This is a genomic window from Streptomyces sp. NPDC001443, from assembly GCF_053597355.1.
On the sequence record NZ_JBSFIA010000044.1, the window covers coordinates 19,600 to 46,197 of the forward strand.

Here is a 26,598-nt window from a genome sequence, read left to right on the forward strand (position 1 = left end):
GGCACGAAGCGATGAGCGCTGGGCGCGGCTGGTGGCGGCGCAAGAGCACGCCGGCCAAGGTCGAGACGTACACCCGCTGGTCGTTCCACTTCTTCGCGGTGATCGAGGTGGCGGCGCTCGGACTGCCGGTCTTCGGACAGGCGGGACCGGGCCTCGCGGGCTGGCTGATGGCCATGGTGACCGGGCACGCGGCCCTGTGCGCGGTCACCGCCTCGCGGGCGCTCGACTGGACCCGCGGCCGGCGCGATCAGCCCGTGCGGCTGCGGTGGGCACTCGGCGCGGTCAGCTACGCGCTCGCCGTCGCCATGCTGGTGATCCAGGAGTACGGCCCCAAGGGCGACGGCGTCGACACGGCCACGGGCACGGTCTTCGGCGGCGTGATGATCTTCGGCGCGGGCACCACCGCGCTCGGAGTCCGCGCCCGGCGCCGGGTGTTCGCCCTGGTGGCGGGGTTCGCGGCCGGGGCGGGCGCGGTCTCCCTCCTGCTGGGCGTCCCCGGGCCCGCCGCCGTGGCGGCCACGATCGCGGTCCTGGCCGGCGGCGCGTTCCTCGCCTTCACCTCCATGTTCTCCGTATGGCTGCTCGACGCCGTCTACGAACTCGACGCGGCCCGGGAGACCCGGGCCCGGCTGGCCGTCGCCGAGGAGCGGCTGCGCTTCGGGCGCGATCTGCACGACGTCCTGGGCCGGAACCTGGCCGTGATCGCCCTCAAGAGCGAGCTGGCGGTGCAGCTCGCCCGGCGCGGGCGGCCGGAGGCGGTGGACCAGATGACCGAGGTGCAGCGCGTCGCGCAGGAGTCGCAGCGCGAGGTCCGGGACGTCGTACGGGGATACCGGGAGGCCGATCTCGGTATCGAACTCAGGGGAGCGCAGGGCGTGTTGAAGGCCGCCGGGATCGACTGCGCGATGAGCGGCGAGCACCGGGCGGCCCTGCTCCCGGGCGAAGTGCAGTCCGCGCTCGGCTGGGTGGTGCGGGAGGCCACCACCAATGTGCTGCGGCACGGGGACGCCGCGCGGTGTGCCGTAAGTCTGCGGATGCTGGAGGGGCGTGTGGTGCTGACGGTGGAGAACGACGGGGCGTCCGGAGCTTCCGGCGGTGGTTCCGGCGCGGGCGGGGGTTCCGGCGCGGGCGGGGGTTCCGGCGCGGGCGGGGGTTCCGGCGCGGGCGGGAGTTCCGGCGGCAGTTCCGGCGCGGACGGCGGTTCCGGCGGTGGTTCCGGCGCGGACGGCGGTTCCGGCGCGGACGGCGGTTCCGGCGCGGGCGGGGGTTCCGGCGCGGGCGGGGGTTCCGGCGCGGGCGGGGGTTCCGGGATCGCGGGGCTGCGCGAGCGGCTGGCCGTGGTGGACGGCACGCTGACGGCGGGGGCCGTGGGCGGGGACGGGTTCCGTCTGGTGGCGGAAGTACCGTTGGCGGATGTGAGCGGAGTGACGTCATGAAACCCCCGGTGCGGCTGTTGCTGGCCGACGACGAGCATCTGATCCGCGGGGCACTGGCCGCGCTGCTCTCCCTGGAGGACGACCTGGTCGTGGTCGCCGAGGCGGCGACCGGGCCCGAGGCGCTCGCCATGGCGCGGGCCCACGAACCCGATGTGGCCGTGCTGGATCTTCAGATGCCCGGCGCCGACGGTGTGAAGGTCGCCACATCCCTGCGGGCCGAACTGCCGGGCTGCCAGGTGCTGATCGTCACCGGTCACGGACGGCCCGGCCATCTGAAACGGGCCCTTGCGGCCGGCGTGCGTGGATTCGTCCCGAAGACGGTCAGCGCCCAGCGGCTCGGGGAGATCATCCGCACCGTGCACGCCGGAAACCGTTACATCGACCCGGAGTTGGCCGCCGACGCGATCTCCGCCGGGGACTCACCGCTCACCGCGCGCGAGGCCGAGGTCCTGGAACTGGCCGCCGACGGGGCGCCCGTCTCGGAGATCGCCGAGCGGGCCTCGCTGTCGCCGGGGACCGTGCGGAACTACCTCTCGTCCGCCGTGACGAAACTCGGTGCGGAGAACCGGCACGCGGCAGTGCGTCTCGCACGGCAGCGAGGTTGGGTATAGTTGGCCTCGCGCCACGGCGCAGTGCGGACGTAGCTCAGTTGGTAGAGCGCAACCTTGCCAAGGTTGAGGTCGCGAGTTCGAGCCTCGTCGTCCGCTCCAGAAAGAAGCCCCCCGGCTCCGGCCGGGGGGCTTCTTCGTTCATCGGGCACCGCCCGTCCGGTGCCGGCCGTCGGACGGCCCGCACCGGACACCGTTCACCGGGCGCCGCTCACCAGCCGACGCCCGTCAGCCGCTCGTACGCCTCCACGTACTTGGCGCGGGTGGCGTCCACCACCTGCTGCGGCAGCGACGGCGGGGGCTGCTCGCCACGGCGGTCCCAGCCGGACTCGGCGGAGGTCAGCCAGTCCCGCACGAACTGCTTGTCGTACGACGCCTGCGCGCGCCCCGGCTGCCACTGGTCGGCCGGCCAGAAGCGGGAGGAGTCCGGGGTGAGCACCTCGTCCGCGAGGACCAGCGTCTCGCCCTCGAAGCCGAACTCGAACTTCGTGTCCGCCAGGATGATCCCGCGGTCCCGGGCGATGTCGCGGGCGCGTCCGTACACCGCGAGGGTCGCCTGGCGCAGCCGGGCGGCGGTGTCGGCGCCGACCTGGCGGGCGACCTCCTCGTACGACACGTTCTCGTCGTGCTCGCCGACGGCCGCCTTGGTGGCCGGGGTGAAGATCGGGGCGGGCAGCTCGGAGCCGTCGGTCAGGCCCTCGGGCAGGGCGAGGCCGCAGACCGTGCGGGACTCCTGGTACTCGGCGAGACCCGAGCCGGTGAGGTAGCCGCGGGCCACGCATTCCACCGGGACCATCCGCAGGGACTTGCAGACCAGGGTGCGGCCGCGCCAGTCGGCGGGGGCGCCCGTGGGCAGCTCCGTGCTCAGCACGTGGTTGGGGGCCAGGTCGGCGAGCTGGTCGAACCACCACAGGGAGAGCTGGGTGAGAACGCGGCCCTTGTCCGGGATCTCGGTGGGCAGCACCCAGTCATAGGCGGACATGCGGTCGCTGGCGACCATCACGAGGTCGCCCGCCTCGTTCTGGTACAGATCGCGCACCTTGCCGGTGTGCAGGTGCACCAGGCCCGGAACCTCGATCGGTTCGGGCTTTTCTACGAATCCGGACACGGTTCCTCCCCGTGGTTCTGTCCAATGGCTCGATTGTCCCGTATGCCAGGACGGGCCAGGACAGCGGGTCAGCCGTGCTTGCAGATGCGGTCAAGGAGGTTCGCGGTGGCCCGCTGTATCCGGGTGTCGACATGGCCCGGCCGGTCCAGGGCCGGTGACCAGGCGAATGTCCCCGAGGCGAAGACCAGCGCGCCGGACGGGGCGCGGTACAGGGACGTCTCCTGATGGCGCCGGACACCCTCGTGGTCGGTGTACGGGGAATGGGCGAGCAGGATGCGCTCGTCGTGCTCGGGGAGCGGGGTGCGCGGGAAGTAGCGGTCGGCCTCGCCCGCGACCAGGCCGTCGAGTTCGTCGCCCTCGCGCGCGCCGGTGGCGTCCCACAGCCAATGGTCGGCGTTACGGACGATCAAGGGGTGGGGCTCGGGGACCCGGCCCGCGTACTGGATGCCGACCAGTTGCTGTTCGGGCCGGTCGATCTCGCGCCACAGCACGGCCTTGCCGGGGCCCTTGCGCTTGCGGCAGGTCAGCAGGCGGTCGGGGACGGCGGACGGGGAGGGGCCCAGCTCCACCTGCCAGTACATGCTGTTGGCGGAGAGGAAGACGAGCGAGGTGCCCTGTTCCCGGGCGAGCTCCGCGTTGCGGCGCATGGCCGAGGACCAGTACTCGTCGTGGCCGGGGAAGACCAGGCCCCGGTAGCGGGTGGGGTCGACCCGGCCGGCGTGCAGGTCGCGGGCGTCGGCATAGGCGAGGTCGTAGCCGTAGCGCTCGGCCCAGCGGATGAAGTCGTAGGCGTGACCGACGTGCAGCGGCAGGCCCGCGCCGGCGTACGGGCGGTCGAAGGAGACGGTCGTGGCGGCGTCGGCCTCGCCGAGCAGTCGGCCCTGTTCGTCCCAGGCGTGGTAGAGGCTGGCGCCGGTGTGGCCGTCCTCCGGGTAGAGGTTGTAGGCCTGCCAGGTGATGTCGGGCAGGACCAGCAGCAGGTCCCTGGGATGGTCGTCGCGGACCGTGAACGGGATGTGGGAGCGGTAGCCGTCGGCGGTGGTGAGGACGGCCACGTACGCGCCCGTGTTCCAGTGGGGCGGGATCTGGAGCCGCCAGGACAGCCACCAGTGGTGGCAGGAGACCGTCCGGTCGGCCGTGAGCGGGGGCGGCTGGACGATGCCGGACAGCCGGGGACTGGTGGTGATCTTGGCGGCGCCGTCGCCGCCGTAGTGGCCGATGCGGTAGATGTCGACCGCGAACTCCTGCGGCGGGTCGACCGTGACATGGAAGTCGACGGCCTCGCCGGGGGCGACCGCGCCGGTGGAGATGAAGCCCTTGATCTGGCGGTGCACGTCGTCGGCGGCGCGCGGGCCGCCGACCGGGGCGGGACGGGGGGCGGGAACCCTGGGGTCGCCCCGCCGGCCGGTGTGGACGGGAGCCGGGTCCACGTACCAGGGGACGACCTGGCCGGTGTCGTCGAAGTACGTCTCGCTGCCGCGCAGCCAGGGGACCGGGCCCTGGCCGAAGGGGTCCGTCACCGCGTGCGCCAGTGCTCCCGACTCCCAGCGACGGACCTGCTCCGACCCCATGCTCGCTCCCCTCCCTCGCTGCGATGTACGTCGTGCCGTGTGCTGTGCCGTGTGCCGTGCCGTGTGTCGTGCGCGATGTGCGTCGTGCGGTGCCCGGCACGGTGGGGGCCCGGCCGGACGCGCGGCGGGCGCACGGTCCGACCGCGGTCGCGTACGGCTGCACGAGTGCACAGCCGTACGACTGTGTCGTCTGTCGTATGTCGGGCGCGCATGCCAGGAGCGCGTTCAGTCCCAGCACATCACATTACGCACCGATGCTGTCACTATTCGTTGCGAATTGGCCGAAAGTGGAATCGGGTGCTCCGGCAGGGATCTTGCCTTCCCGCCGTCCGTCAGACGAGCCGTACCGGCTTCTCCGGCCGTATCCCGCACTCGACCATCCAGGTCCGCAGCGGCACCGGGTCCCCGTCCTCTATGAGGCTCAGGACCTTCGGGGTCAGGTCGGTCGCGCGGATGCCGTCGATCAGCAGGGACGGACCGTCCAGCCAGTCGAGACCGGGGGCTGCGCCCGCGGTGTCCATCGCGGCGCAGCAGACCATCGCGGTGACATGGTCGGCGAGGAGTTCCCGGGGGGTGCGGGGCGGCTGGAGCGGGAAGAGCGGGAGGGCGTCGCCGTCCCAGAAGGCCGCTTCGGGGCCCTGGGCCGTGCCTGCGGCCGGCCCGCGGACCGCCGGGGCCGCGGCCTCTTCTCGGGCCAGCTCCGCGGTCAGCCCGCAGGCCAGCGCCATGCTGCGCTCGGTACCGCCCTCCAGCGCGTCCTCGTCGGCGTCGGCGGCCATCGCCGCGTAGGGCTGGGACAGGGGTTTCGGCAGGCCCGTCGAACCCGCCCGGTCCGGGGCCGTCAGATGGTCGAGCACCCGGGCCAGGGTGGGCCCGCCGGGATGGGAGGCGGTGCGGTCGCCGACGCGGCGCACGCCCAGCGTGTCCAGGACGCGGTGCAGCCGGGCGGCGTCCGCCCGCCACTTGCGGTCGACGACCTCGTCCGGATACTCCTGCCAGTCCACCGGGGCCCAGTCCGGACCGGGCTCGGCGGGACCGCCGTGGAACAGCCGGGCGGCCAGCAGCGAGGCGGCCTCGTCCACCAGGCCGGGCTCTTCGAGCAGGTCGCAGGCGGGGCGCTCGCCCAGTCTGGAGGTGAAGCCCTCGGCCAGCCGGTCCCGGCGGGACAGCTCGGTGAGGGCGGCCACCACCCCCGCGTCCAGCCGGGAGGGCCAGCGGCCCATCCGCCAGGCGGGCAGCGCGACCCGGGTCAGCAGCCGGTCCCAGCCCGCGTAGGCGAGGCCCACCTGCTCCTGGGCGACGATCCTGAGCCCGTAGTCCACGGCCTGCGCACGCTCGGCCGCGGCCGACGCCACGCCCCGCTCCATCAGCGTCGCGTGCTCCCGGCAGCCGCGCAGCAGGAGCCTGGCCGCCCAGCCGAGGGCCGCGCACACCATCCGCAGGGGCAGACTCCGGCCGGGCGTGGAGGCGACGGCCACCGCCGCGTCCAGGCCGCGTACGAAACGGCGGGCGGCGGCTATGTCCGGCTGCGCCGACGGTTCCGTACCGGCGACGACCGGGGCGAGGACGGCACGCAGTTCACCCACCCGCATCCACCACAGGAACGGGGAGCCGATGACGAGCACGGTGGCGGCGGCACTGCGCGGCGGTCTGCCCAGGCCGGTCATCTCTTCGTGGTCGCGGCCGTGCGGCGGGGACGGGTCGTGCGACGCGTGGGTGCGGTCCTCCAGCCAGCTGTCGCAGTCCGGAGTGAGCGCTATGGCCGAGGGCACGGGGACGTCCAGACGGTCGGCGAGGTCGCGCACCAGTCGGTACAGGTCGGGGGCGGACTCCTCGGCGATCGGGACCGTCGGGCTCACGGCGGGACGGGCTCTGGCCACCACCAGGCCGACGCCGGCGGCGGCCAGCAGCACGAGGACCGCGACCACCGTCACGATCCAGCGGGCGAGGTCCCAGCCCCGCCCCACCAGATGCCCGGTGGACCCGCCAGCCAGCAGCACCACCGCCACGGCCGCGGGCAGCAGGGCGACCGCCAGTGCCCGGCTCCTGACGCGCAGCACGGCCAGGGCCCTCGTCCGCGCGGCCTGCGCGCCCACCTCCACACCGATCCCGGTCACGTCCGGACTCACCCCCTCCCTGCCGACCTGGTTGTCCCGGTTGTCCCGGCTGTCCTGGTGAAGCTCACTCCCCCACTGTGGCACCCGCCGCCGACATCGCAATGCCGGTGGGCCAAGTGCCGGAATGCTTGCGCCGCACCCTAGTTGGGGCTCCGGTTCCCGTCAGCCGGATAGGGCATCGGTCACTCGATGGAATGGCTTTGGTCAGAGGTGGGCAACGGAAAGCAAAGATCGGGCCTCGGATCTCTCCGGGGCCCGATCTCTGCGGAACACGAGGTCAGTGGGGTGTTCAGGCGCCCTGGGCCGCCTTCGCCGCGATGTCCGTACGGTGCTGGGAACCGTCGAGTCCGATGCGCGAGACCGCCTGATAGGCGCGGTCACGGGCCTCGGAGAGGTCGGTGCCGGTCGCGGTCACCGAGAGCACCCGGCCGCCCGCGCTGACAACGGCGTCGCCGTCGTGCCTGGTACCCGCGTGCAGGACGTACGCGTGCGGCGCGTCCTGGGCGGCCACCTCGTCGAGGCCCGTGATCGGGTCGCCGGTGCGCGGGGTGTCGGGGTAGTTGTGCGAGGCGACGACCACGGTGACCGCGGCGTCGTCGCTCCAGCGCAGCGGGGCGAGGTCGTCCAGGGTGCCGTTGGCGGAGGCCAGCAGGACACCGGCCAGCGGCGTCCGCAGCCGGGCCAGCACCACCTGGGTCTCGGGGTCGCCGAACCGGGCGTTGAACTCGATGACCCGGACGCCCCGGCCGGTGATCGCGAGCCCGGCGTAGAGCAGGCCGGAGAACGGAGTGCCGCGGCGGCGCATCTCGTCGACGGTGGGCCTGAGGACGGTCTCCAGCACCTCCTCCACCAGCTTCGGGTCGGCCCACGGCAGCGGGGAGTACGCGCCCATGCCGCCGGTGTTCGGACCCTCGTCGCCGTCCAGCGCGCGCTTGAAGTCCTGGGCGGGCTGGAGCGGGACGACCGTCTCGCCGTCGGTGATCGCGAAGAGGGAGACCTCGGGGCCGTCGAGGAACTCCTCGATGACCACCCGGTCGCAGCCGGCCGCGTGCGCCTTGGCCGTCTCCAGGTCGGAGGTCACCACGACGCCCTTGCCCGCGGCGAGGCCGTCGTCCTTGACCACGTAGGGGGCGCCGAAGGCGTCGAGGGCCTCGGCGACCTCGTCGGCGGTCGTGCAGACGTAGGACCGCGCGGTGGGGACGCCGGCACAGGCCATCACGTCCTTGGCGAAGGCCTTCGAGCCCTCGAGCTGCGCGGCCTCGCCGGACGGGCCGAAGACCGGGATGCCCGCCGCGCGGACGGCGTCGGCGACACCGGCCACCAGCGGGGCCTCCGGGCCCACCACCACCAGTTCGGCGCCGAGCTCGCCGGCCAGCGCGGTCACGGCCGCGCCGTCCAGGGCGTCGACGTGGTGCAGCTCGGCGACCTCGGCGATGCCGGCATTGCCGGGGGCGCAGTACAGCGCCGTGACGTCGGGGTCGAGGGACAGGGAGCGGCACAGGGCGTGTTCGCGGGCGCCGCTGCCGATGACAAGGACCTTCACGGGGTCAGCCTAACCGGCGCGGGACCGGGCACTTTGTGCGGGCTTCCGAGGCCGAGGGCGCGCGATGCTTGTGGCTTCCTCCGAACCGGGACCCGCGATCCGTCGCCCGTCACACCCCTGACCTGGGGCTACTCGTTGATGATCTCCTCCACGACCGTCGCTCCGAGTTCCCGCACGATCAGTTCGTGCCCGGAGAGGGCCGACTCGTCGAGGTCGGGGTCGTCGTCCTCGGGGATGTCGTCCTCGGGGGCGACCGGGGGCGGCGGCTCGGGGGCGGCGGGCCGGGACACCGGGGCCTGCGCCAGGGGGGCCGACGGGGAGTGGCCCGCCGGGCCGGCGGGGGCCGGGGCGGGCGGGGCGGGCTGCGGGGACGCCGGGCGCTGTGCGGCGGGGGCGGCCGCGCCGCCGTACCCACCGGCGCCCGCGCCCGGGCCGTACCCGCCGCCGTAGCCGGACGGGACGCCCGTCGCGGGGGCCGCCGAGCCGCCGCCCGACGGATCGACCACCGCGTCGACCTTCCACTGCACGCCGAACTGTTCGAGCAGCGCCTGCCGCAGCACGTCCTCGCTGCCGCTGCTCGTGAAGTTGTCACGGGCCCCGGCGCTGGCGAAGCCGAGCTGGAGCGTGGTGCCGTCGAAGCCCGAGACGTGGGCGTTCTGGCTGAGCAGGATCCAGGTGAACCGGCGGCGGTTCTTGACCGCCTCCAGGATGTTCGGCCAGAGCATGCGCGGGTCGAGGCCGCCGGCGGGGGGCGCGTAGGCGGCCGCGCCCGGGGCCGCCGCGGACGCGGGGGTGGGGGCGGCCGCGGCAGGCGCGGGGGCGGGTGCGGCCGACGGGCGGGCGCCGCCTCCGGCGGGGGCCGCGGTGGGCCAGCCGCCCGGACGACGACCGCCGCCGGCGGGGGCCGCGGTGGGCCAGGCGCCGGGCGTCGGCGCGCCCGCCCCGGCGGGGGCGGCGGCCGGGGCGTCCTGTGCCGCGGCGGGCGCCGGGGGCTGGGCGGCGACCGGCGGCTGCGGGACGGCCGGTGCCTGCGGAACGGTCCGGGGGTGCCCCGCGCCCGGTGCCGGGACGCCGGGGGCTCCGGGGCCTCGCACCGCGGCACGGGCCGCCGCGGCCCCGCCACCGGGCGGGATCGGCGCGGCGTCGGCGGGCTGCTGCCGGACCGGAGCGCCTTCCGTCGCCACCGCCCCGTGCGCCTCGGGACCGGGTACGTACGCCACCGCGGGCGCGCCGCCGCCCGCGGAGAAGTTCACGCCCCGCTCGATGCGGTCCAGGCGGGCCATCACGGAGCGCTCGTCGCCGTAGGCGGCGGGCAGCAGCACGCGGGCGCAGATGAGTTCGAGCTGGAGACGGGGCGAGTTGGCGCCGCGCATCTCCGTCAGGCCCTCGTTGACGAGGTCGGCGGCCCGGCTGAGCTCGGCGGCGCCGAAGATGCCGGCCTGGGCCTGCATCCGCTCGACGACGTCGACGGGGGCGTCGATCAGCCCCTTCTCGGCCGCGTCCGGTACGGCCGCCAGGATCACCAGGTCCCGCAGCCGCTCCAGCAGGTCGGCGACGAAGCGCCGTGGGTCGTTTCCGCCCTCGATGATGCGGTCGACGACCTCGAAGGCGGCGGCACCGTCACCGGTGGCGAAGGCCTCGACGACGGAGTCGAGCAGCGAGCTGTCGGTGTAGCCGAGGAGGGAGGTCGCCATGGCGTACGTCACACCGTCGGCCGCTGCACCGGCCAGCAGCTGGTCCATGACGGACATGGAGTCACGCACGGACCCGGCGCCGGAGCGCACGACCAGCGGCAGCACACCGTCCTCGACGGGGATGGCCTCCTTCTGGCACACCTCGCCGAGGTAGTCCCGGAGGGTGCCGGGCGGCACGAGCCGGAAGGGGTAGTGATGGGTCCGCGACCGGATCGTGCCGATGACCTTCTCGGGCTCGGTGGTCGCGAAGATGAACTTCAGATGCTCCGGAGGCTCCTCGACGACCTTCAGCAGCGCGTTGAAACCGGCCGGCGTGACCATGTGGGCCTCGTCGATGATGTAGATCTTGTACCGGCTGCGCGCGGGCCCGAAGAAGGCCTTCTCCCGCAGGTCACGGGCGTCGTCCACACCACCGTGCGACGCGGCGTCGATCTCGATGACATCGATGGAGCCGGGCCCGGTCCGCGCCAGGTCACGGCATGAGTCGCACTCCCCGCACGGGGTCGGCGTGGGGCCCTGCTCACAGTTCAGGCACCGGGCGAGAATGCGCGCGCTGGTCGTCTTGCCGCAGCCGCGGGGCCCGCTGAACAGGTACGCGTGATTGACCCGGTTGTTCCGCAGCGCCTGCTGCAACGGGTCGGTGACATGCTCCTGCCCGATGACCTCGGCGAAAGACTCCGGGCGATAGCGGCGGTACAGCGCGAGAGACGACACATCTACGAGGTTATAGGCGCCCGCCGACAACCGGCCCCGCCCGCAAACGCAAGCGCCCCCCACGCACCCGCCAGAGCCGACCTACCCTTGCTGCCTTCCGGCCCTGGGGGAGTTCAGTCAGATAGCGCCGCGTGAGGGGCTGCCCAAACAGTACCTGATGACGGCGGTGCGGATCGAGTTCGCGAGCACCCTTCTCGGTCATGTAATGTTCCCACCGGAGGATTCGCCTAGAGGCCTAGGGCGCACGCTTGGAAAGCGTGTTGGGGGCAACCCCTCACGAGTTCGAATCTCGTATCCTCCGCCAGTGCCTCACCGGGCACGTTGTAGAAGGGCCCCACCGCTTGCGGTGGGGCCCTTCTACGTTGACCAAGGATTCGCGTCTAGCTGCCGGCGGAACCTTCAGAGGTCACGTCCGGCGGCGGTCGGTCAGCCGTTGTTGTGGTTGTGGTTGTGGTTGTCCTGGTTGTGCTGAACCGGCGGGTTCTGGACCGGCGGGTTCTGGACCGGGGGGTTCTGGACCGGGGGGTTCTGGACCGGGGGGTTCTGGACCGGCGGGTTCTGGTTGTTGCGGTCACCGCGGTCGTGGTTGTTGCGGTCGCCACGGTCGTGGTTGTTGCGGTCACCGCGGTCGTGGTTGTTGCGGTCGCCACGGTCGTGGTTGTTGCGGTCGTGCCGGTCGTCGCGGCCGTTCCAGTTCCGGTCGTGCCGGTCGTCGCGGCCGTTCCAGTTCCGGTCGTGCCGGTCGTTCCGGCCGTTCCAGTTCCAGTTCCGGTCGTCACGGTCGCGCCACGAGTAGGAGTCGACGAAACGGTTGCGGTCGTTGCGCAGGGTGAGCGTGTCGGACCGGTCGTCCAGCACGTAGCCGCGGCGGTCCTGGTAGACGTCGGTGCGCGTGTCCCGGCCGATGCCCGTGTGGACACGGACCGTGGACCGGCCGTCCAGCCGGACGTTCCGGAAGGTGTACCTGTGGCCGTCCTCGTCCCTGAGGGTCCAGCCGTTCAGGTTGACGTCACGGCTCCCGTAGTTGCTGATCTGCACCCACTCCCTGTTGAGCGAGTAGTTCGAGCCGTAGAAGCGGTCGTGACGGTTCAGGACGTCGCGGTGCACGTCGCTGATCTCGACCCGCGACCGGTCCGCGCGAACGTGGTCGGCGGCGGACGCCGGCAGGGCCCCCACTCCGATGAGGGCACCGGCCGCGAGCGTGGCGGCGGCCAGACGACGGGGGCTAACGAAAACGGACACGGGGTCCCCTTGCATGGTGCGGGCACCTTCCCCGACCGTGACGATACGACCTGGTCAGGGGTAGTGCGGTGTGCTTGCGACGACCGGCTGGCCGCGCACTCACACTCTGGCCGCCCGGCGTCGACGTGAAGGCGATACGCGCACGGTGTGACCAAGTGATCACATTGCCGTTACTCTCGGATGCAATATCCATCTATGTGAGTTATGCACGATGTTGACGCCTCGCCACCTCATCAACCCTTGCGGCAACTGGGCCGCGGCACTCGGCCCTCTGTATTACAAATGGGATGCATTCACCCCTATCACCCGATAGTGGGTAACAATTTCGGGCGGGCCCGATCACCCTGCGCGAACGGGCGTTCCCAGGTCCGGCCGAGCTTCTAACGCTCGATCCGTACCGGGCGGGTCTCGCTCACCTGGTCCACGTCCGAGACCCGGACCGTCGCCTTCATCGTCCAGGTTCCGGGCAGCGGCAGGTTGAAGGCGTCGGCCGCCCAATAGCCGCCCCTGTCGGTGACCTTGGTGTCCAGCGGGCCGATCTCCTGACCGGCGAGGGTGAAGGTCAGGCGCAGTTCGGGCACCGAGGACAGGCCGCCGTCGGGACCGAAGACCACGGCCTCGACCGAGTTGTCGCCCACCCGGCCGGGGTCGAGCGTCACCTGCACCGTGCCGTGGACCGCGGGGGTGCCGACATCGAACGGGATCAGGGTCACCGACGCGGTGGCGATCCCGGTGGCCGACGCGCCCGCCCGCGCGTCGGCCGCCTCGGTCTCGGCCCGGCCGGGCGTGGTGCCCGTCAAGGCCGTCGTGACCATCAGCACCACCGCCGCGACGGCGACCTCGGCCAGGACGGAGCGGCGCAGGCCGCGCACGGTGTCGGCGTCGGCCGCCGGCTCCGGCTCCGTCCCCGCCTCCGTCCCCGCCTCCGCCTCCGCCTCCGGTCCCGGGACGGTCTCCGCTTCCGTCTCCGTGGCAGTCCCCGTACCCGTACCCGTCTCCGGCTCCCGGGCCGGGAGCGGCGGTCCGCCCACCGTCGCCGGCACCCGTTCCCCGGCGGCCGCCCTGGCCGCCGCGGGCCGTGCCGTCCAGTTGCGGGAGAAGGACGCCGCCGTCAGCAGCAGCGTCACCCCGGCCAGCTTGGCGAGCAGGAGGTGGCCGTACTCCGTCCCGGTGAGCGCGGACCAGGAACCGAGACCGCGCCAGGACTGGTAGAGGCCGGTCACCACCAGCACGGTGACGGCGATGAACGCGACCCGGGAGAAGCGGGCGACCGCACCGGCCGCGAGCGTGGTGCGGTGGAGCAGGATCAGCAGCGCCGCCAGACCGCCCAGCCAGACCGCCATCGCCAGCAGGTGCAGGACCGAGGACGTGATCGCCAGCGGGACCTGGAGGCCGGCCGAGGCGTGCTCGGCGGCCGCCCAGGTCAGGGCCAGTCCGACGGCGACCGCGAGGGCAGGCACGGTCGGCACGGGGTCGAGGGGGCGCCTGCGGGCTCGTACCAGGAGCACGGCGGCCGGGGCCAGCAGGGCGAGACGGGCCGTCAGCGCCAGGCCCGGCCGGGTGCTCAGGGTGCGGACCAGGGCGGACGGGTCGAGGGCCCCGGCCGGGCCCGTGCCCGCCTCGTACGGAGCGCGCAGGGCCAGCAGGACGACGGTGGACGCGAGAAGGGTCCACCAGCCCGCCCTGAGCGGGGTGCGCAGCGGGGCGGTGTCGATCGGGCGGCACAGCAGGACGAACGCGGCCGTGCCGATGAGCAGGGCCGCGGCGAGATAGGCGGCGTAGCGGGCCGTGTCGTAGAGGCGGGCGGTGGCCGGGTCCTCGGTGGGGCCGGCGTTCACCGCTGCGGTGGTCGGGGTGGGTGCGCCGACCGAGAAGGTGAACGCGCCGGAGACCGGATGGCTGTCCGCCGAGACCACCCGCCAGGCCACGGTGAAGGTGCCCCGGCCCAGCTTCGCGGGCAGGGTGACCCGGGCCGTGTCCGAGCGGTCCGCCGCGTGCTGCGGCTCGCCCGTGCGCACCCGGTGGTTGCGGGGGTCGAAGACGCGGAAGGAGTCGTCGAGCAGGCCGACGGACTCCGTGAAGGTCAGGGTGAGGGAGCGAGGGGCGGACTCTAGGACGGCTCCGTCGGCGGGATCGGTGGTGCGGAGGGCGGCGTGGGCCGAGGCCGGCCCCGCGCCGCCGAAGAGGAGCAGGACCAACACGGAGCCCAGCAGCACCAGCCCTTGAAGTCGCCGGTCTCCGTGCCGTGCGCCGTACCGCCGTCCGCCATCGCGCCCTTCGCTCACGTCACCGCTCCGCCTTCGCACTCGTGCGCTCCTGGATACGTACGGACGGGAGCGGCGCCGTGCTCACCACCGGCCGACGGGCGGGCACGGGCACCATCGTGCACACCGGCCGTGGGCGGGCGGCCACGGCCCCCCGCTCGGCCGCCACGAGGGCCCGCACGACCGCCGCGGGACACGTCATGCCGGGTGTGCCCGCCTCAGGCCCGTCGTCGTGCCCCCGGGGTCAGCCGGGGAAGGCCGCCTCCCGGCGCAGGAAGGCCAGTCGGGCGTTCTTCTCGGGCAGATACACGTCAGGGAGGTCGATCTCCGGCAGGACGACGACCGGGCCCGCCTCGAAGCCTTGGCGCAGGAAACGGCTGATCGCCCGCTCGTTGCGCACGTCGGGGTCGACCACGATCCGGCGCCGGTCCAGGACCAGCAGCGCGTACGAGACGAAGGCGCCCAGCAGGGCGGACGACCAGCCGGGGCGTGCTCCGCCGTCCCCGGCGGGCGCGAGCAGCACGTGTACGCCGATGTCGCCGGGCCGGACCTCGTAGCACTCGGAGACCCGGTCGGCCTCGGGCTCGTAGGTCTGGAACAGGCCCGCCGGTTCGCCGTCCCGGACGGCGAGGAAGGCGTGGTGGGTGTCGAGGGTGTCCAGGTGGGCGTAGATCTCCGCCACCTGGTCCCGGGTGAGGCCGTTCATGCCCCAGAAGACGGCCCGCTCCTGGCTCACCCAGCGATGGACGACCTCGGCGTCGGCGGCCGCGTCCAGCGCGAGGATGCGGACGGTGCCGAAGCCGTCGGTCACCTCCTCGTGGACGGCCTCGCGGGCGGGGGCGGCGTACGGGTCAGACATCGGTCTCCTTCTCCAGCCGGTCCCAGTCGGTGACGACCGGGACGAGGTCTCCCGCGAGCCACAGCGGGAGCTGGTCACTGTGGTGCGGGCTGCCGGGGACGCCGTCGGCGCCGAACGGCACCACCCAGCGGCTGTCCTCGCGGCGGGCCAGGTCCCACACGTAGCGGGCGGCCGGGCCGCGCGCGCCGAGGTCGGTGAGGCCGGGCACGCCGGAGGTGCACAGCACGCAGTCGTGGTCGCCGGAGAGCGCGGGTCCGGTGTACGACGGGTCGGGCAGCGCCTGCCAGGGCGCAAGGCGATGGGTGTCGCCCCAGACCGGGTCGGCCGGGGCGACGGCCCCCGGTTCGGCGGGGGCCGCCTGTTCGGCAGGGGGCAACTGTTCGACAGTGCCCGTCTGTTCGGCGGCCGACTCCTCCAGCGCGGCACGCACGACGGCGGGACGGTCGATGCCGTACAGCTCCTCGGCCCGCAGCAGGTGTTCCAGGGCGAAGCCGACGCGCGGGGCGAGGGCGAGCCAGGGGAGCAGCACCTCGGGGTAGGCGGGCGGGCCGGTCAGGGCCGCGAGCGCGGGGTGGGCGGCGATCCGGCGGACGACCGCGCCGCGCAGGGCCGCGTACCGGGCCGCGTCCGCGCTGTCGGCGTCCATCCTGCGGTTCCAGCCCAGGAGGCGGTCGCGCAGGGCGGCGGCCCGCGGGGAGAGGCCGTCGAGGGCCGCCACCGCCTCCAACAGGGGCCCGGCAGAGGCGAGATGGGTGTCGGTGTGGACGGCGGGCATGTCGGCTGCGGACAGGGTGCGGTGCCGGTCGAGCAGGGCGCGGATGCGGTCGGCCCGGTGCGGCGGCGCGAACTCGACGCCGAGGGGGGCCGCGAGGCCGCGCTGGTTGGCCATCACCGCGATGCCGTCGGTCAGGCCGGCGCGGGGGGTGGGGTGCCAGCCGGTCCACTCGTGGCCGGGCTCCCAGGCGGGGACCAGCCGGACCCGGTTGGCCTCGGCGCGCACCGGCACCCGGCCCGCGACCCTGTGCAGCACCCCTCCCTCGGTGTCGGCGGCCTGGACGACGTTGACGGGTTCGGCCCAGGCGTCGAGGGCGCGGTCGACGTCGGCGACCCGGCGGGCGCGCAGCAGCGGCAGGAGCGCGCCGAAGCCGAGGTCGGCGGTGACGCGGGGCGGGTAGCGCAGGCTGAGGGCGAGCGGGGTGCCGTCGTCGAGGCCCTCGGGACCGCCGGCGACGACGGGCCCGCGGTCGGTCTCGATCACCTCGACCTCGACCGGCTCCGCGCCGGCCACCCGGATCAGTTCGGTGTGGCGGGTGGCGCGGTGCCAGCGGCCGTCCGGGCCGAGGGCCTCGACACCGGCGCCGGTGCGGCGCAGCCGTTCGCGGTAGAGGTCCTGGTAGTCGGCCATGGCGTTGGTGATGGCCCAGGCGACCGTGCCGGTGTGGCCGAAGTGGGCGATGCCGGGGACGCCGGGGACGGCGAGGCCGACCACGTCGAACTCGGGGCAGGCGAGGCGGATCTGCTGGTAGACGCCGGGGTTCTCGATGAAGCGGTGCGGGTCCCCGGCGATGACGGCCCGTCCGGTGGTGGTGCGCTCGCCGCCGACCAGCCAGCCGTTGCTGCCGGAGGTGCCGGGGCCGTCGGTGGCGAACAGGCCGACCGCGTCCGGGCCGAGATGGCGTACGGCCTCCTCCCGCCACAACTTGGCGGGGAAGCCGGCGAACAGGATGTGGGTGGAGAGCCAGACGGCGAGCGGGGTCCAGGGTTCCCAGCGGCCGGGGACGAGGTCGACCTGGGCGAACTCCGGCGCGTCGACCGTCGTCAGTCCCTCGGTGACGCCGTCGGCGTAGGCCCGTGTCCACTCGGCGGTCTCGGGATCGGTGTCCTCGAGCAGGGCGTAGCAGCGCTGGGCGGTGTCCTCCAGGCGGACGCGGCGCGCGAAGAGGTCCCAGGACAGGGCCTCGGGGCCGAGGAAGGACGCGGAGGTGCCCTGGGCGCGGTGCCGCTCGACCTCCAGCTGCCAGGCGCGGTCGCGGGCGGTGACCCGGCCCTGAGCGCGGGCCAGTTCACGGGCGTCGTCGGCGCGCAGGTGCGGGATTCCCCATGTGTCCCGGTAGATCTCGGTGGTCACCCCTGGCCCCTTTGCGTTTTAGGTTAGCCTTGCCTAACTAATCGGCTAGGTGGGGGAATCGTACGCGAGGCGCGAAGAAGTGCCGTGAGGCAGGGGCGGGGTCGGGCGCACGGGCCTCGGGCCGGCGCGCGCCAGGCACTTCGACTGCACGGTGCCGCACCGGGTATGCGCACGCGACCGGGCAGGGGCGCTGTCGTCGTACGTGCGCACGCGACCGGGCGCGGACGCTGTCGTCGTACATGCGCGAGGTCCCGGGCGTCGACCGGCACCGGGTGCGCGCGCCCGCCGGGGCACGCGCCATCATCGACCCATGGACGTCACCCTGCACCTCGCCCAGGACCCCGCGGCCGACGAGCTCCTCGGCCGCTCCCCGCTCGCCGCGCTGGTCGGGATGCTGCTGGACCAACAGGTCCCGATGGAGTGGGCGTTCAAGGGGCCCGCGACGATCGCGAGGCGGATGGGCTCCGACGACCTGGACGCCGCCGCGATCGCCGTCATGGACCCGGAGGCGTTCTCGGCGCTGCTGTCCGAGAAGCCCGCAGTCCACCGCTACCCGGGGTCCATGGCCAAGCGGATCCAGCAGCTGTGCCAGTACCTCGTCGAGCACTACGACGGTGACGCCGAGGCCGTCTGGCGGGACACCGGCAGCGGCCGGGAACTGCTCGCGGCGCTCCAGGAACTGCCCGGGTTCGGCAAGCAGAAGGCACAGATCTTCCTGGCGCTGCTCGGCAAGCAGCTCGGGGTGCGGCCCACCGGATGGCGGGAGGCGGCCGGACCCTACGGGGAGGCGAAGTCGTACCGCTCCGTCGCCGACATCACCGGGCCCGAGTCGCTGGCGAAGGTGCGGGCGCACAAGCAGGAGATGAAGGCCGCGGCGAAGACGGCCGGCGGGTGACCGTCAGCCACCCGGACCGTCCCGGGTGGCGGCACGCCGGATCCCGGTCCGAGCATGGATCATGACCGAGCCACCGACCGGACCCTCCTGGGGACCGGAGTTCGACGACCGCAAGGTGCACGCCGAGCGCACGTCCGACCCGCGTGACGGACACGAGCCGGAGCCGCCGTTCGACGGACTGCTGCACGCCCTCTCCGAGGCCGCCTGGCAGGTCGTCCTGCTCACCGGTGTCGCCTCCCTCGTCCTGGGCGTCCTGGTCCTGATCTGGCCGCACGCCTCGGTGAAGATCGCCGGCTTCCTCTTCGGCATCTACCTGCTGCTCAGCGGTGTGCTCCAGCTGATCTCCGCGTTCGGCACCCACCGCCGGACCTCGCTGCGCGTGCTGGCCTTCATCAGCGGCGCCCTGTCGATCGTGCTGGGCCTGTTCTGCTTCCGCGGCGTCATGCAGTCGACCCTGCTGCTCGCCCTGTGGATCGGCATCGGCTGGCTGATCCGCGGCATCACCCAGACGCTGGCCGCCGTACAGGACTCCGGCATGCCCGCGCGCGGCTGGCAGATCTTCCTCGGGATCGTCACCTTCGTCGCCGGGATCGTCCTGATCGACGCACCGCTGGAGTCCGTCGCCATCCTCACGCTGCTGGGCGGGATCTGGCTGATCGTGGTCGGCATCGTCGAGATCGTCACCTCGGTCCGGATGCGCGGCCTGACCCACCGGACCCCACGCACCATCTGACCCGCTCCCGCCGCACGGCGCTGGGCCGAGCGGGCGGATCTCGCGTCCGGCGCGATGGACGCCGTACGCCACCCGGGGAGATGAACCTTCGTGAGCAGCGACGCACCCCACCTTCACCCGTCCGGCCGGGTCCGGCCGCGGGTGCTCGTCCTGCTGCTCCTCCTGCTGCTGGCCCTGCCGGCGCCGGGCGCCCACGCGGTGCTCCACCCGGCACCGGCCGTCGCCGCCTGCGGGACCGGCGAGACGGTCGAGTACGACGTCCTCGACACCGCCCTGCGACCGCCCGGCCGCGCCACCGCGCGCCCCGCCGAGGCCCTGCGTCCCGCACCCCTGCCGGACCCGGCGGCCGGTGCCGACGGGCACCGCCCCACGGCCCCGTACCGCGCGTACGCCCCGCGCGCCGCCGCACGCTCGGTGGTCCTGCGCTGCTGACGGGACCCGGTTCTCCCGGTCCGCTCGGTCCCGTACGACGCAAGGAACACGAACAGCCATGCCCACTGACCCGTACGCGGTCCTGCGCGCGCTGCTGCGCGCCGAGGCCGCCCGCAACACGCCGAAGCCGGAAGCCGAGAAGGCGAGCGAGGCACGCAGGACGAGCAAGGCGCGAAGGGTGAGCGAAGGGGAACCCCCGCAGCCGTGCCCGTGAGGGATGCGGAGCCGCAGGCCGATCCGGGGACCGGCCCTGCGGCTCGATCCGACGGCCGCCGCGACGGTCTGATCCGGAAGCCTGATCCGTAAGCCTGATCCGGAGACTCGATCCGGCAGTTCGATCCGGAGGTTCGATCCGGAGCCGGACCGGGCGCTGTCGGCGTCCGGTCCGGTCGGTCCAGACCGGTCCAGACCGGTCCGGTCGGTCCAGACCGGTCCGGACCGTCCATCCGGTCCGGACGTCCACAGCCTGTGCACAACGCCCGTGCGGCGGCAGCGAACCGTATCGCCCCGCCGATGTCGCCGGGCGCGCCCCTCGACGTCTGCGCGACAAAGAGGACGCCGACTCCTTTCGAGCGAACGAGACGGAGGGGCCACGTGCGGACGGCCGCGGACACAGTCACGGACAGGCCGCCGACTCCCCCGAGTTCGCTCCTTCCCCGGTCGGAGGCCAGGAGGCGACGACCACCCGAAGGCCCCGGGGCAACAGCCTGCGGCACCGTCTCGTTGTCGCCCGCCCCCGGCCTCCGTCCCCGAACGCCCCGCTTTGGACTGTCTTTTCCGGCGCCGCACTCCGTCGCCATGGCTGCGCCCGGAACGTCTGGGCCGGTAGGCTTTCCGTGTGATCTTCAAGCGCATCGGAAACGGCCGGCCGTACCCCGACCACGGCCGGGAAAGCACCCGGCAGTGGGCGGACGTCGCGCCGCGCCCGGTCCGCCTCGATCAGTTGGTGACCACCAAGCAGCAACTCGACCTGGAGACCCTCCTCGCGGAGGACTCGACCTTCTACGGCGACCTCTTCGCGCACGTCGTGAAGTGGCAGGGCGACCTGTACCTGGAGGACGGACTGCACCGCGCGGTACGGGCGGCCCTCCAGCAGCGTCAGGTGCTGCACGCGCGCGTCCTCGAACTGGACTGACCCCCGCTCAGGTCCCGGTTGCCCCTTTCGGGTGCTCCTCGACCAAGTCGGATGATCATCTATTAGGCAGCGCCGCTCTCGAGCACTACGCTGCGCCCATGAGCATGCTGACTCCCCCCGGGATGGGCGGACAGTACCGGATCACGGGGGACAAATACCCGCGTATGCGCCCTCCCCGGCGGCGCGGCAGGCTCGTCGTCGTGGGCATCGTCTCCGTCGCCGTGCTGGGTGTGGTGGGCTGGGGAACACTTCAGCTCGTGGACGTCTTCACCGGCAACGGCGACAAGGCCGCGGCCGACACCAAGGCGGCCTGCGCGCAGAAGATCAAGGTGAGCCCCTCGGCGGCCGCCGCCGTGCTGGTGCTGCCCAAGCCCGCCCAGATCACCGTCAACGTCTTCAACGCCACGCCCCGCAGCGGGCTCGCCAAGCAGACGGCGGACGAGCTCGCCAAGCGCGGCTTCCACATCGGCGAAGTGGGCAACGCGTCCAAGGAGTTCGACAAGAAGGTCGCGGGCACCGGGCTGCTGCTCGGCCCCGCGTCCTCGCTGAAGACCTCGCTGCCGGTGCTCGGCACCCAGCTGACCGCCGCCGAGCTCCGCACCGACGCCGCCCGCAAGGGCACCGACGTCGACCTCGTCATCGGCACCGCCTTCAAGCAGCTGACCGCGAAGACGGACGCCGACAAGGCACTAACCGTGCTGAACGCGCCCGAGCCGGCCGCCGCCACGAAGAAGAACGGCTGCTGACGGCCGTACGGCCGGCTTGACCGCCCGAACGCGACCCCGCGGACGCCCGCGGGGCCCCGGGCGACCCCGGAGAACGCCGTTCGCGGCGCGAAACCGCCCGGGGAACACCCTCCCGGAACCGCCGCCGGAGAACACCGCCGTCCCGGAACCGCCGGGAAATCCCTGCGCGGGGACGTCGGCGGCCCCGCGCGGACCTCAGGGGAAAGAGGCCGCACAGGACTCCTGCGGACGGGGCCGTACGCGTGGGCCGGGCCCCACGGGACCCCGGCAGAGGCCCAAGGGCCGCGCACGCCGTCCGGGGCCACTCCCGGTCACGTACGGCCGAGTCGTGGCCAGAGGCAGGTACGGGCCGGGTCGTACGCCTACTCCGCGGCGCCGTAGAGCCGGTCGCCCGCGTCGCCCAGGCCCGGCACGATGTAGCCGTGCTCGTTGAGGTGGTCGTCGACGGCCGCCGTGACCACGGTGACCGGGGTGCCGGCCAGCTCGCGCTCCACGATCTCCACGCCCTCGGGGGCGGCGAGCAGCACCACGGCGGTGACGTCGTCGGCGCCGCGGGCGATCAGCTCCTGGATCGCCGCGACCAGCGTGCCGCCGGTGGCGAGCATCGGGTCCAGGACGTACACCTGACGGCCGGAGAGGTCCTCCGGCATGCGCGAGGCGTACGTGGAGGCCTTCAGGGTCTCCTCGTCGCGCACCATGCCCAGGAAGCCCACCTCGGCGGTCGGCAGCAGCCGGACCATGCCGTCCAGCATGCCCAGGCCGGCCCGCAGGATCGGCACGACCAGCGGGCGCGGGTAGGACAGCTTCACCCCGGTGGTCTCGGCGACCGGCGTGACGATGTCGACCTGTTCGGTGCGCACGTCACGCGTGGCCTCGTACGCGAGCAGGGTGACCAGCTCGTCGGCGAGACGGCGGAAGGTCGCGGAGTCGGTGCGGCGGTCGCGCAGGGTGGTGAGCTTGTGGGCGACCAGGGGGTGGTCGACGACGTGGAGACGCATGACCCCAACACTAGCCGGGCCGGACCCGCCCGGCGCTCCCGCACTCGGCGGGCTCCCGTCGCGGACTCGGGACGTTCCCTGGCGTCGAACCGCCCGTCAGGGGGAAGGTGGTGATGACGACCGGGATGGGGTGGTGCCGTGCCAGAGCCTCCAGAGCTGCCTGACCCGCCCGCCCGCGACGCGCCGGAGACGGCCGCCGAGCGGCGTCGGCGACGCGCCCAGTTCCTGCGCGACCTCACCGAGGCCCGGGAGTTGCGCGACCGCGTCCAACCGCGCCGTGCCAGGACCGCCAGGCTGCGGCACGCCATGCGCATGCGGACCTTCCGCTGGTAGCACGCGGCACGCCGCGGACACGGCCGGGCGGAGGCGATCCTGAGGGTGGTCGTGCGTGGGCGAGGTGGAAAGCCGCGTACGATCCGCAGGTGGCAGCAACGAGTGTGCTGGTGAGTCCTGTTCGGACGTACTTGCCTCCGTGCGATCAAAACTGCCAGACACAGGGAGCCGAAGACGTCCCCTGGAGGCCTTGTTTCTGCCACGATTCCGAGTGGGTGGGCTCGGAGCACAGCTCTCCCCGCCCGCAACCTCCGCCGGGGGGACCCCCAACCGGCACGCCTATGACCAGTGGGAGAGTCACGGTGTACTTCGCCGCACTGCTCGCGCGCACCGAAGACGGGTGGGAAGCGAGCGACACGGAGCTCGACGATGTGGAGACCCTGTCGGATCTGGCCGACCTGGCCCGGGAGGCCTCTCCCGACGACGACACGGTGCTCGTACTCATCGAGCAGGAGGACGGGTGGTTCGGTGTCGTCCGGGTGGACGGCGAGGACGACCCTCGTATCTATGTCTCCGACGCCGCCGCCGCTGCCCGCAGCAGCTACGGCGAGATCCTGCTCACCGACGAACTGCTCGGCCGCGATCCGGGTGACCCGGACGACGAGCTGGACTCGCTCGACCTCGACGGCACCGAGGACGGCGACGACCAGGCCGACGACGAGGACGGGGACGGGGACGGGACCGCCGGTGACGGCGGCTCCGGCGAGATCGTGCCCCACGGCCCGGTCGGCGACCCCGGCATCCTCGACGACCTCGGCATCAGCGAGAAGGAGCTGAAGCTGCTGTCGGACGACGCGCTGACCGAGATCGCCGAAGCCCTCGGCGCCGCCGACGTCCTGGAGACGGTCCGCTGACCGCACCGGACGCGGCACGGGCGCCGGATCCGGTACGCGACCGCTGGCGGGCCGCGATGCGGCTCGCCCTGGACGAGGCCGGTCTGGCCGTCCGGGGCGGGGACGTCCCCGTCGGCGCCGTCGTACTGGCTCCGGACGGCACCACCGTGCTCGCGACCGGGCACAACGAACGCGAGGCGGTCGGCGACCCGACCGCGCACGCGGAGGTCCTCGCCGTCCGGCGGGCGGCCGCCGTGCTCGGCGAGTGGCGGCTGACCGGCTGCACACTCGTCGTCACGCTGGAGCCGTGCACGATGTGCGCGGGCGCGCTCGTGCAGTCCCGCGTGGACCGGGTCGTCTACGGCGCCCGGGACGACAAGGCGGGCGCGGCCGGCTCCCTGTGGGACGTCGTGCGCGACCGGCGCCTCAACCACCGCCCGGAGGTCGTCCAGGGCGTCCTGGCCGAGGACTGCGCACGGCTGCTCACCGAGTTCTTCCGGGACCGCTGAAACCCGCCCGGACGCCCCGAACCGGGCGGCCCCGGGAAACGGATTTCAGAGCACGGCCCACCTTGGGGTAGTGTCTCCCTCGGTAGCGTGTCCGAGCGGCCGAAGGAGCTCGCCTCGAAAGCGAGTGTGGCGCAAGTCACCGAGGGTTCAAATCCCTCCGCTACCGCGGTAGACGAAGGGCCCGACTCATCGAGTCGGGCCCTTCGCGCATGTCCGTCCCGGTCGGCCCGTACGAGCGCTCCGGCGAGCCCGTCGTCATCGTCGCCCGGATCCGCGCCGGACGAGGGGAAGGCCTGATCAGCCTGATTCCCGTCACGGGTATTTTTGCGCCGTTCGTCCGGCGCCGCGCAGGCCACGGCGCAGTCTCAGCAGCAGCACCACCCGCCAAGAGGCCATGCCCCTTCGACTGATGCCGCCCGTCTCCCATTCGGTCGAGAAGTCGTAATTTCCTACTCATCCCCTCCGGCGACACACCCTTTCGCGGCGACTGATTCGCGGTTGGCGGCGCGGCGAAATGTCAGGGTTTTGTCTCAGCAATTCCGACGACGAGGAAATCGCAGCGACGAGGGAGATGCGCGTGGAGCAGCCCGAGACCGGGAGTGTCGTGGACGGTGACCGGCCGCGAGCCGTCGTGGGCGCCCGCCGCACGCCGGACACGATCGTGCCGCAGCCGGAGACATCGGCGAAGAAGGCGACCCCGCGCCCGTCCACGGGAACCGGACCGGCCGGCGGCCCGCGCGGCACCGGCCGCAGCCTGGCGTCGGCGGCGGTGTGGGCGGCGGCGCTCGGCCTGACCGCGCTCCTGGTCGCCCTCGCGACGCGGCTGCCGTGGAACGGTGACCTCGGCGTACACGCGGCAGTCCTCGAGCGGCTGCACACCGACCTGCTGCACCCGGGCAGCCCGATGGTGGACGCCCCCGTCGCCAGCCCGTACTACTCGCCGTGGACGGTGCTGCAGGCACTGTTCGCCAGGGCGACGGGAGCCGACACCTTCACGGTGCTGCGGGTCGCCGCGCTGGTCAACGTCGCCCTGCTGGTCACCGGCGTCTGGCGCTTCACCCGCACCCTCAGCGGGCACACCGACGCGCCGCCGCTGGCGCTGCTGTGCCTGACGCTGCTGTGGGGGCCGCCGCTCTTCGCGTGGAGCGGCTTCCTCGAGCTCGGCTCGCTGGCCATCACCATCGCGTATCCGTCCACCTTCGTGATCGGCCTGTCCTTCCACTTCTGGGCGCTGCTGGGCCGGGCGGTCACCGGCCCGGCCGGTCCGCGGGTGTTCGCGCTGCTCGGGCTGTTGTGGGGGGTGATGCTGCTCAGCCACCAGTTCACCGGATTCGTCGCCACGCTCGGTGGGGCGGCGCTCCTGTGGACCGCCGGTGTGGGCAGGCAGCTCTGGCTGCGGCTCGCCATCGGCACTCTCGTCGGCGCCGCCCTGCTCGTCGCCTGGCCCTACTACTCCATCTTCAAGCTCCTCGGTGACAACGTCCTCGACCCCTGGCACGCGCCGCTGTACGAACAGCTGCCGAGCCGGCTGTGCCTGGCGCTGCTCGGCGCCGGGGCGCTGTGGCTGCGGTGGGAGCGGAACCGGCGCGATCCCCTGGTGGCCTTCTTCTTGCTGGGCGTGGCCACGGTCGCCTACGGAGGTGTGTCAGGTCACTTGTCGTGGGGGCGGGTGCTGCCCGCCGTCCTGATCCCGGCACACATCGCCTGCGCCATCGCCGTCGTGGAAGGGCACTGGTCACGCTCCCGGCGCAAGGCGCTCGCCGGGCTGCTGGCGGCGGCTCTGGCGTTCGGGGCGTGGACGCAGTCCACCGCCCTCGGATATGTCGTCCCGCACGAGCTGCTGCCCGAGGCGGTGCGCGCGAAGGCCTGGCCGTCGCGGTCGGGTTACGCGTGGGCGATGCGATGGGTGCACCACGGCGACACCGTCATGACGCCGGCCGACATCGCGTCCCAATTGCCCGCGCACGGCGCGTACACGGTGGCACCGGCCTACCCGGACACCTTCCTGCCGGACTCCGACGCCCGCTGGGCCGCGACCAACACCTACTTCTCCGCCGATGCCTCCCGCCCGGACCGGCTCTCCGCTCTGCACCGCTACCACGCCGCCTGGGTGCTGCAGTGGCCCGTCGGCCAGGGCGGCATGCCGCCCGACGACCCCGCACTGCGTCTCACGGCCACGGGGCCGGCGGGGGAAGTGCTCTTCCGCGTGGTCGGGTAAGAGACCTCGAAAGCGAGTGTGGCGCAAGTCACCGAGGGTGCGGACCCCTCCGCCACCGCCGAAGAAGGGCCTCGCCGAAAGCCGGGGCCCTTTCGCGCGTCCCGGGCGGAAAGTCGCGGAAGATCGTTGGTCCTTCAACACGCCGTGAAGTTAAACTCGCCGCCGGTAACAGGGCCCGTTGCCAGGGCTCCAGGGGCACGCCAGTCACAGGGGAGGCCGCGGTGGCGGTGAATGCGAAGAAGATCGCCGTCTATGTGCTCGTGGTCTTCGCGCTGTACGTGATCATCACGGACCCGGCCAAAGCGGCCGACTACGTCCAGATAGCCTTCGAGGGCATATCGGACGCCGCCCAGGCCATAGGCGACTTCATGACCTGGATCGCCAACGGGGCCAAGAACTAGGACCGGCCGCCCGGATCGGCCGGCCTCGCGCCCTCGGAGCGGCCCGGACGGTCCCGGACAGCCCCGGACGGCCCGATCCGT

At 73.2% G+C, this 26,598-nt stretch carries 23 protein-coding genes, 3 tRNA genes and 1 other RNA gene; 16 read left to right on the forward strand and 11 right to left on the reverse strand.

The genetic code is table 11. From position 1 onward, the window contains the following. Positions 1-11: 11 nt before the first annotated feature. The 3 genes from ACWC24_RS34320 to ACWC24_RS34330 all read left to right on the forward strand — a co-directional run bounded on the left by ACWC24_RS34320 (position 12) and on the right by ACWC24_RS34330 (position 2,146). Complete coding sequence (locus tag ACWC24_RS34320) at positions 12-1,436, forward strand: sensor histidine kinase (protein ID WP_450666815.1); 1,425 nt, start codon at positions 12-14, stop codon at positions 1,434-1,436. Then, positions 1,433-2,047 carry a response regulator gene (locus ACWC24_RS34325; protein WP_450666816.1) on the forward strand — a complete coding sequence of 205 codons (615 nt, stop codon included), beginning with the start codon at positions 1,433-1,435 and terminating at the stop codon, positions 2,045-2,047. Before ACWC24_RS34320 ends, ACWC24_RS34325 begins: the two co-directional genes overlap by 4 nt. A 23-nt stretch (positions 2,048-2,070) precedes the next feature. Beyond that, positions 2,071-2,146, forward strand: a tRNA-Gly gene (locus tag ACWC24_RS34330). A 109-nt stretch (positions 2,147-2,255) separates the two neighbouring features. On the opposite strand, the gene ACWC24_RS34335 is transcribed toward ACWC24_RS34330, so the two are convergent. From ACWC24_RS34335 to ffs, 6 genes are all read right to left on the reverse strand, one after another. Continuing rightward, positions 2,256-3,152 carry a phosphoribosylaminoimidazolesuccinocarboxamide synthase gene (locus ACWC24_RS34335; protein ID WP_450666817.1) on the reverse strand — a complete coding sequence of 299 codons (897 nt, stop codon included), beginning with the start codon at positions 3,150-3,152 and terminating at the stop codon, positions 2,256-2,258. A gap of 68 nt (positions 3,153-3,220) precedes the next feature. Further along, the gene (locus ACWC24_RS34340) at positions 3,221-4,723 is read right to left on the reverse strand and encodes a N,N-dimethylformamidase beta subunit family domain-containing protein (RefSeq protein ID WP_450666818.1); all 1,503 of its coding nucleotides are present in this window, start codon (positions 4,721-4,723) and stop codon (positions 3,221-3,223) included. Positions 4,724-5,055: 332 nt separating this feature from the next. Continuing rightward, a complete protein-coding gene (locus tag ACWC24_RS34345) occupies positions 5,056-6,840 on the reverse strand; it encodes a hypothetical protein (protein WP_450666859.1) in 1,785 nt (594 codons plus the stop codon). 289 nt (positions 6,841-7,129) lie between these two features. Then, entirely contained in the window at positions 7,130-8,383 is a 1,254-nt protein-coding gene (gene purD / locus ACWC24_RS34350) for a phosphoribosylamine--glycine ligase (RefSeq protein ID WP_450666819.1), read from the reverse strand. 128 nt (positions 8,384-8,511) lie between these two features. Then, positions 8,512-10,791, reverse strand: coding sequence for a DNA polymerase III subunit gamma and tau (locus tag ACWC24_RS34355; RefSeq protein WP_450666820.1), 2,280 nt, complete (start codon positions 10,789-10,791; stop codon positions 8,512-8,514). A gap of 45 nt (positions 10,792-10,836) precedes the next feature. Next, positions 10,837-10,935: signal recognition particle sRNA small type (ffs, locus tag ACWC24_RS34360), an RNA gene on the reverse strand. A 72-nt stretch (positions 10,936-11,007) separates the two neighbouring features. On the opposite strand from ffs, the gene ACWC24_RS34365 reads away from it, so the two are divergent. Then, positions 11,008-11,095 (forward strand) — tRNA-Ser (locus tag ACWC24_RS34365). A 122-nt stretch (positions 11,096-11,217) separates the two neighbouring features. Here the strand turns inward: ACWC24_RS34365 and ACWC24_RS34370 are convergent. From ACWC24_RS34370 to ACWC24_RS34385, 4 genes are all read right to left on the reverse strand, one after another. Further along, positions 11,218-12,033: a lamin tail domain-containing protein gene (locus ACWC24_RS34370; RefSeq protein WP_450666821.1), complete on the reverse strand. Its 816-nt coding sequence runs from the start codon at positions 12,031-12,033 to the stop codon at positions 11,218-11,220. A gap of 380 nt (positions 12,034-12,413) precedes the next feature. Continuing rightward, the gene (locus ACWC24_RS34375) at positions 12,414-14,249 is read right to left on the reverse strand and encodes a copper resistance CopC/CopD family protein (RefSeq protein ID WP_450666860.1); all 1,836 of its coding nucleotides are present in this window, start codon (positions 14,247-14,249) and stop codon (positions 12,414-12,416) included. A 292-nt stretch (positions 14,250-14,541) separates the two neighbouring features. After that, the gene (locus tag ACWC24_RS34380; protein WP_450666822.1) at positions 14,542-15,156 is read right to left on the reverse strand and encodes a GNAT family N-acetyltransferase; all 615 of its coding nucleotides are present in this window, start codon (positions 15,154-15,156) and stop codon (positions 14,542-14,544) included. Next, positions 15,149-17,284, reverse strand: a complete 2,136-nt coding sequence (locus ACWC24_RS34385; protein ID WP_450666823.1) for a penicillin acylase family protein — start codon at positions 17,282-17,284, stop codon at positions 15,149-15,151. Before ACWC24_RS34385 ends, ACWC24_RS34380 begins: the two co-directional genes overlap by 8 nt. 310 nt (positions 17,285-17,594) lie before the next feature. On the opposite strand from ACWC24_RS34385, the gene ACWC24_RS34390 reads away from it, so the two are divergent. From ACWC24_RS34390 to ACWC24_RS34415, 6 genes are all read left to right on the forward strand, one after another. Continuing rightward, a complete protein-coding gene (locus ACWC24_RS34390) occupies positions 17,595-18,179 on the forward strand; it encodes an HhH-GPD-type base excision DNA repair protein (RefSeq protein ID WP_450666824.1) in 585 nt (194 codons plus the stop codon). 61 nt (positions 18,180-18,240) lie between these two features. Further along, the gene (locus ACWC24_RS34395; protein ID WP_450666825.1) at positions 18,241-18,912 is read left to right on the forward strand and encodes an HdeD family acid-resistance protein; all 672 of its coding nucleotides are present in this window, start codon (positions 18,241-18,243) and stop codon (positions 18,910-18,912) included. Between the two features lie 90 nt (positions 18,913-19,002). Further along, positions 19,003-19,344, forward strand: coding sequence for a hypothetical protein (locus ACWC24_RS34400; protein WP_450666826.1), 342 nt, complete (start codon positions 19,003-19,005; stop codon positions 19,342-19,344). 58 nt (positions 19,345-19,402) lie between these two features. Next, positions 19,403-19,558, forward strand: coding sequence for a hypothetical protein (locus tag ACWC24_RS34405; RefSeq protein ID WP_450666827.1), 156 nt, complete (start codon positions 19,403-19,405; stop codon positions 19,556-19,558). 624 nt (positions 19,559-20,182) lie between these two features. Further along, on the forward strand, positions 20,183-20,479 hold the full coding sequence (locus tag ACWC24_RS34410; protein ID WP_004943146.1) for a type II toxin-antitoxin system VapB family antitoxin: 297 nt from the start codon (positions 20,183-20,185) through the stop codon (positions 20,477-20,479). A gap of 98 nt (positions 20,480-20,577) precedes the next feature. Further along, positions 20,578-21,225, forward strand: coding sequence for a LytR C-terminal domain-containing protein (locus tag ACWC24_RS34415; protein WP_450666828.1), 648 nt, complete (start codon positions 20,578-20,580; stop codon positions 21,223-21,225). Positions 21,226-21,587: 362 nt separating this feature from the next. Here ACWC24_RS34415 and upp read toward each other — a convergent pair whose 3' ends face one another. Beyond that, positions 21,588-22,223 carry a uracil phosphoribosyltransferase gene (gene upp, locus ACWC24_RS34420; protein WP_152893632.1) on the reverse strand — a complete coding sequence of 212 codons (636 nt, stop codon included), beginning with the start codon at positions 22,221-22,223 and terminating at the stop codon, positions 21,588-21,590. 138 nt (positions 22,224-22,361) lie between these two features. On the opposite strand from upp, the gene ACWC24_RS34425 reads away from it, so the two are divergent. The 6 genes from ACWC24_RS34425 (at position 22,362) to ACWC24_RS34450 (ending at position 26,517) form a co-directional block, all read left to right on the forward strand. Further along, complete coding sequence (locus tag ACWC24_RS34425; RefSeq protein WP_450666829.1) at positions 22,362-22,556, forward strand: hypothetical protein; 195 nt, start codon at positions 22,362-22,364, stop codon at positions 22,554-22,556. 302 nt (positions 22,557-22,858) lie between these two features. Further along, positions 22,859-23,410 carry a tRNA adenosine deaminase-associated protein gene (locus tag ACWC24_RS34430; protein ID WP_450666861.1) on the forward strand — a complete coding sequence of 184 codons (552 nt, stop codon included), beginning with the start codon at positions 22,859-22,861 and terminating at the stop codon, positions 23,408-23,410. Positions 23,411-23,466: 56 nt separating this feature from the next. Further along, the gene (gene tadA, locus ACWC24_RS34435; RefSeq protein ID WP_450666830.1) at positions 23,467-23,898 is read left to right on the forward strand and encodes a tRNA adenosine(34) deaminase TadA; all 432 of its coding nucleotides are present in this window, start codon (positions 23,467-23,469) and stop codon (positions 23,896-23,898) included. Between the two features lie 81 nt (positions 23,899-23,979). Beyond that, a tRNA-Ser gene (locus ACWC24_RS34440) sits at positions 23,980-24,064 on the forward strand. Positions 24,065-24,475: 411 nt separating this feature from the next. Next, entirely contained in the window at positions 24,476-26,116 is a 1,641-nt protein-coding gene (locus ACWC24_RS34445) for a hypothetical protein (protein WP_450666831.1), read from the forward strand. Between the two features lie 221 nt (positions 26,117-26,337). Then, positions 26,338-26,517 carry a hypothetical protein gene (locus tag ACWC24_RS34450; protein ID WP_152893628.1) on the forward strand — a complete coding sequence of 60 codons (180 nt, stop codon included), beginning with the start codon at positions 26,338-26,340 and terminating at the stop codon, positions 26,515-26,517. Positions 26,518-26,598 lie beyond the last annotated feature (81 nt).

What these genes read in the sequence shown, in the direction of transcription:
- ACWC24_RS34395 (WP_450666825.1), top strand. Translation starts at nt 18,241, where the DNA reads ATGACCGAGCCACCGACCGGACCCTCCTGGGGACCGGAGTTCGACGAC.
- ACWC24_RS34340 (WP_450666818.1), bottom strand. Translation starts at nt 4,723, where the DNA reads ATGGGGTCGGAGCAGGTCCGTCGCTGGGAGTCGGGAGCACTGGCGCAC.
- tadA (WP_450666830.1), top strand. Translation starts at nt 23,467, where the DNA reads ATGCGGCTCGCCCTGGACGAGGCCGGTCTGGCCGTCCGGGGCGGGGAC.
- ACWC24_RS34390 (WP_450666824.1), top strand. Translation starts at nt 17,595, where the DNA reads ATGGACGTCACCCTGCACCTCGCCCAGGACCCCGCGGCCGACGAGCTC.
- ACWC24_RS34320 (WP_450666815.1), top strand. Translation starts at nt 12, where the DNA reads ATGAGCGCTGGGCGCGGCTGGTGGCGGCGCAAGAGCACGCCGGCCAAG.
- ACWC24_RS34380 (WP_450666822.1), bottom strand. Translation starts at nt 15,156, where the DNA reads ATGTCTGACCCGTACGCCGCCCCCGCCCGCGAGGCCGTCCACGAGGAG.
- ACWC24_RS34325 (WP_450666816.1), top strand. Translation starts at nt 1,433, where the DNA reads ATGAAACCCCCGGTGCGGCTGTTGCTGGCCGACGACGAGCATCTGATC.
- upp (WP_152893632.1), bottom strand. Translation starts at nt 22,223, where the DNA reads ATGCGTCTCCACGTCGTCGACCACCCCCTGGTCGCCCACAAGCTCACC.
- ACWC24_RS34405 (WP_450666827.1), top strand. Translation starts at nt 19,403, where the DNA reads ATGCCCACTGACCCGTACGCGGTCCTGCGCGCGCTGCTGCGCGCCGAG.
- ACWC24_RS34415 (WP_450666828.1), top strand. Translation starts at nt 20,578, where the DNA reads ATGAGCATGCTGACTCCCCCCGGGATGGGCGGACAGTACCGGATCACG.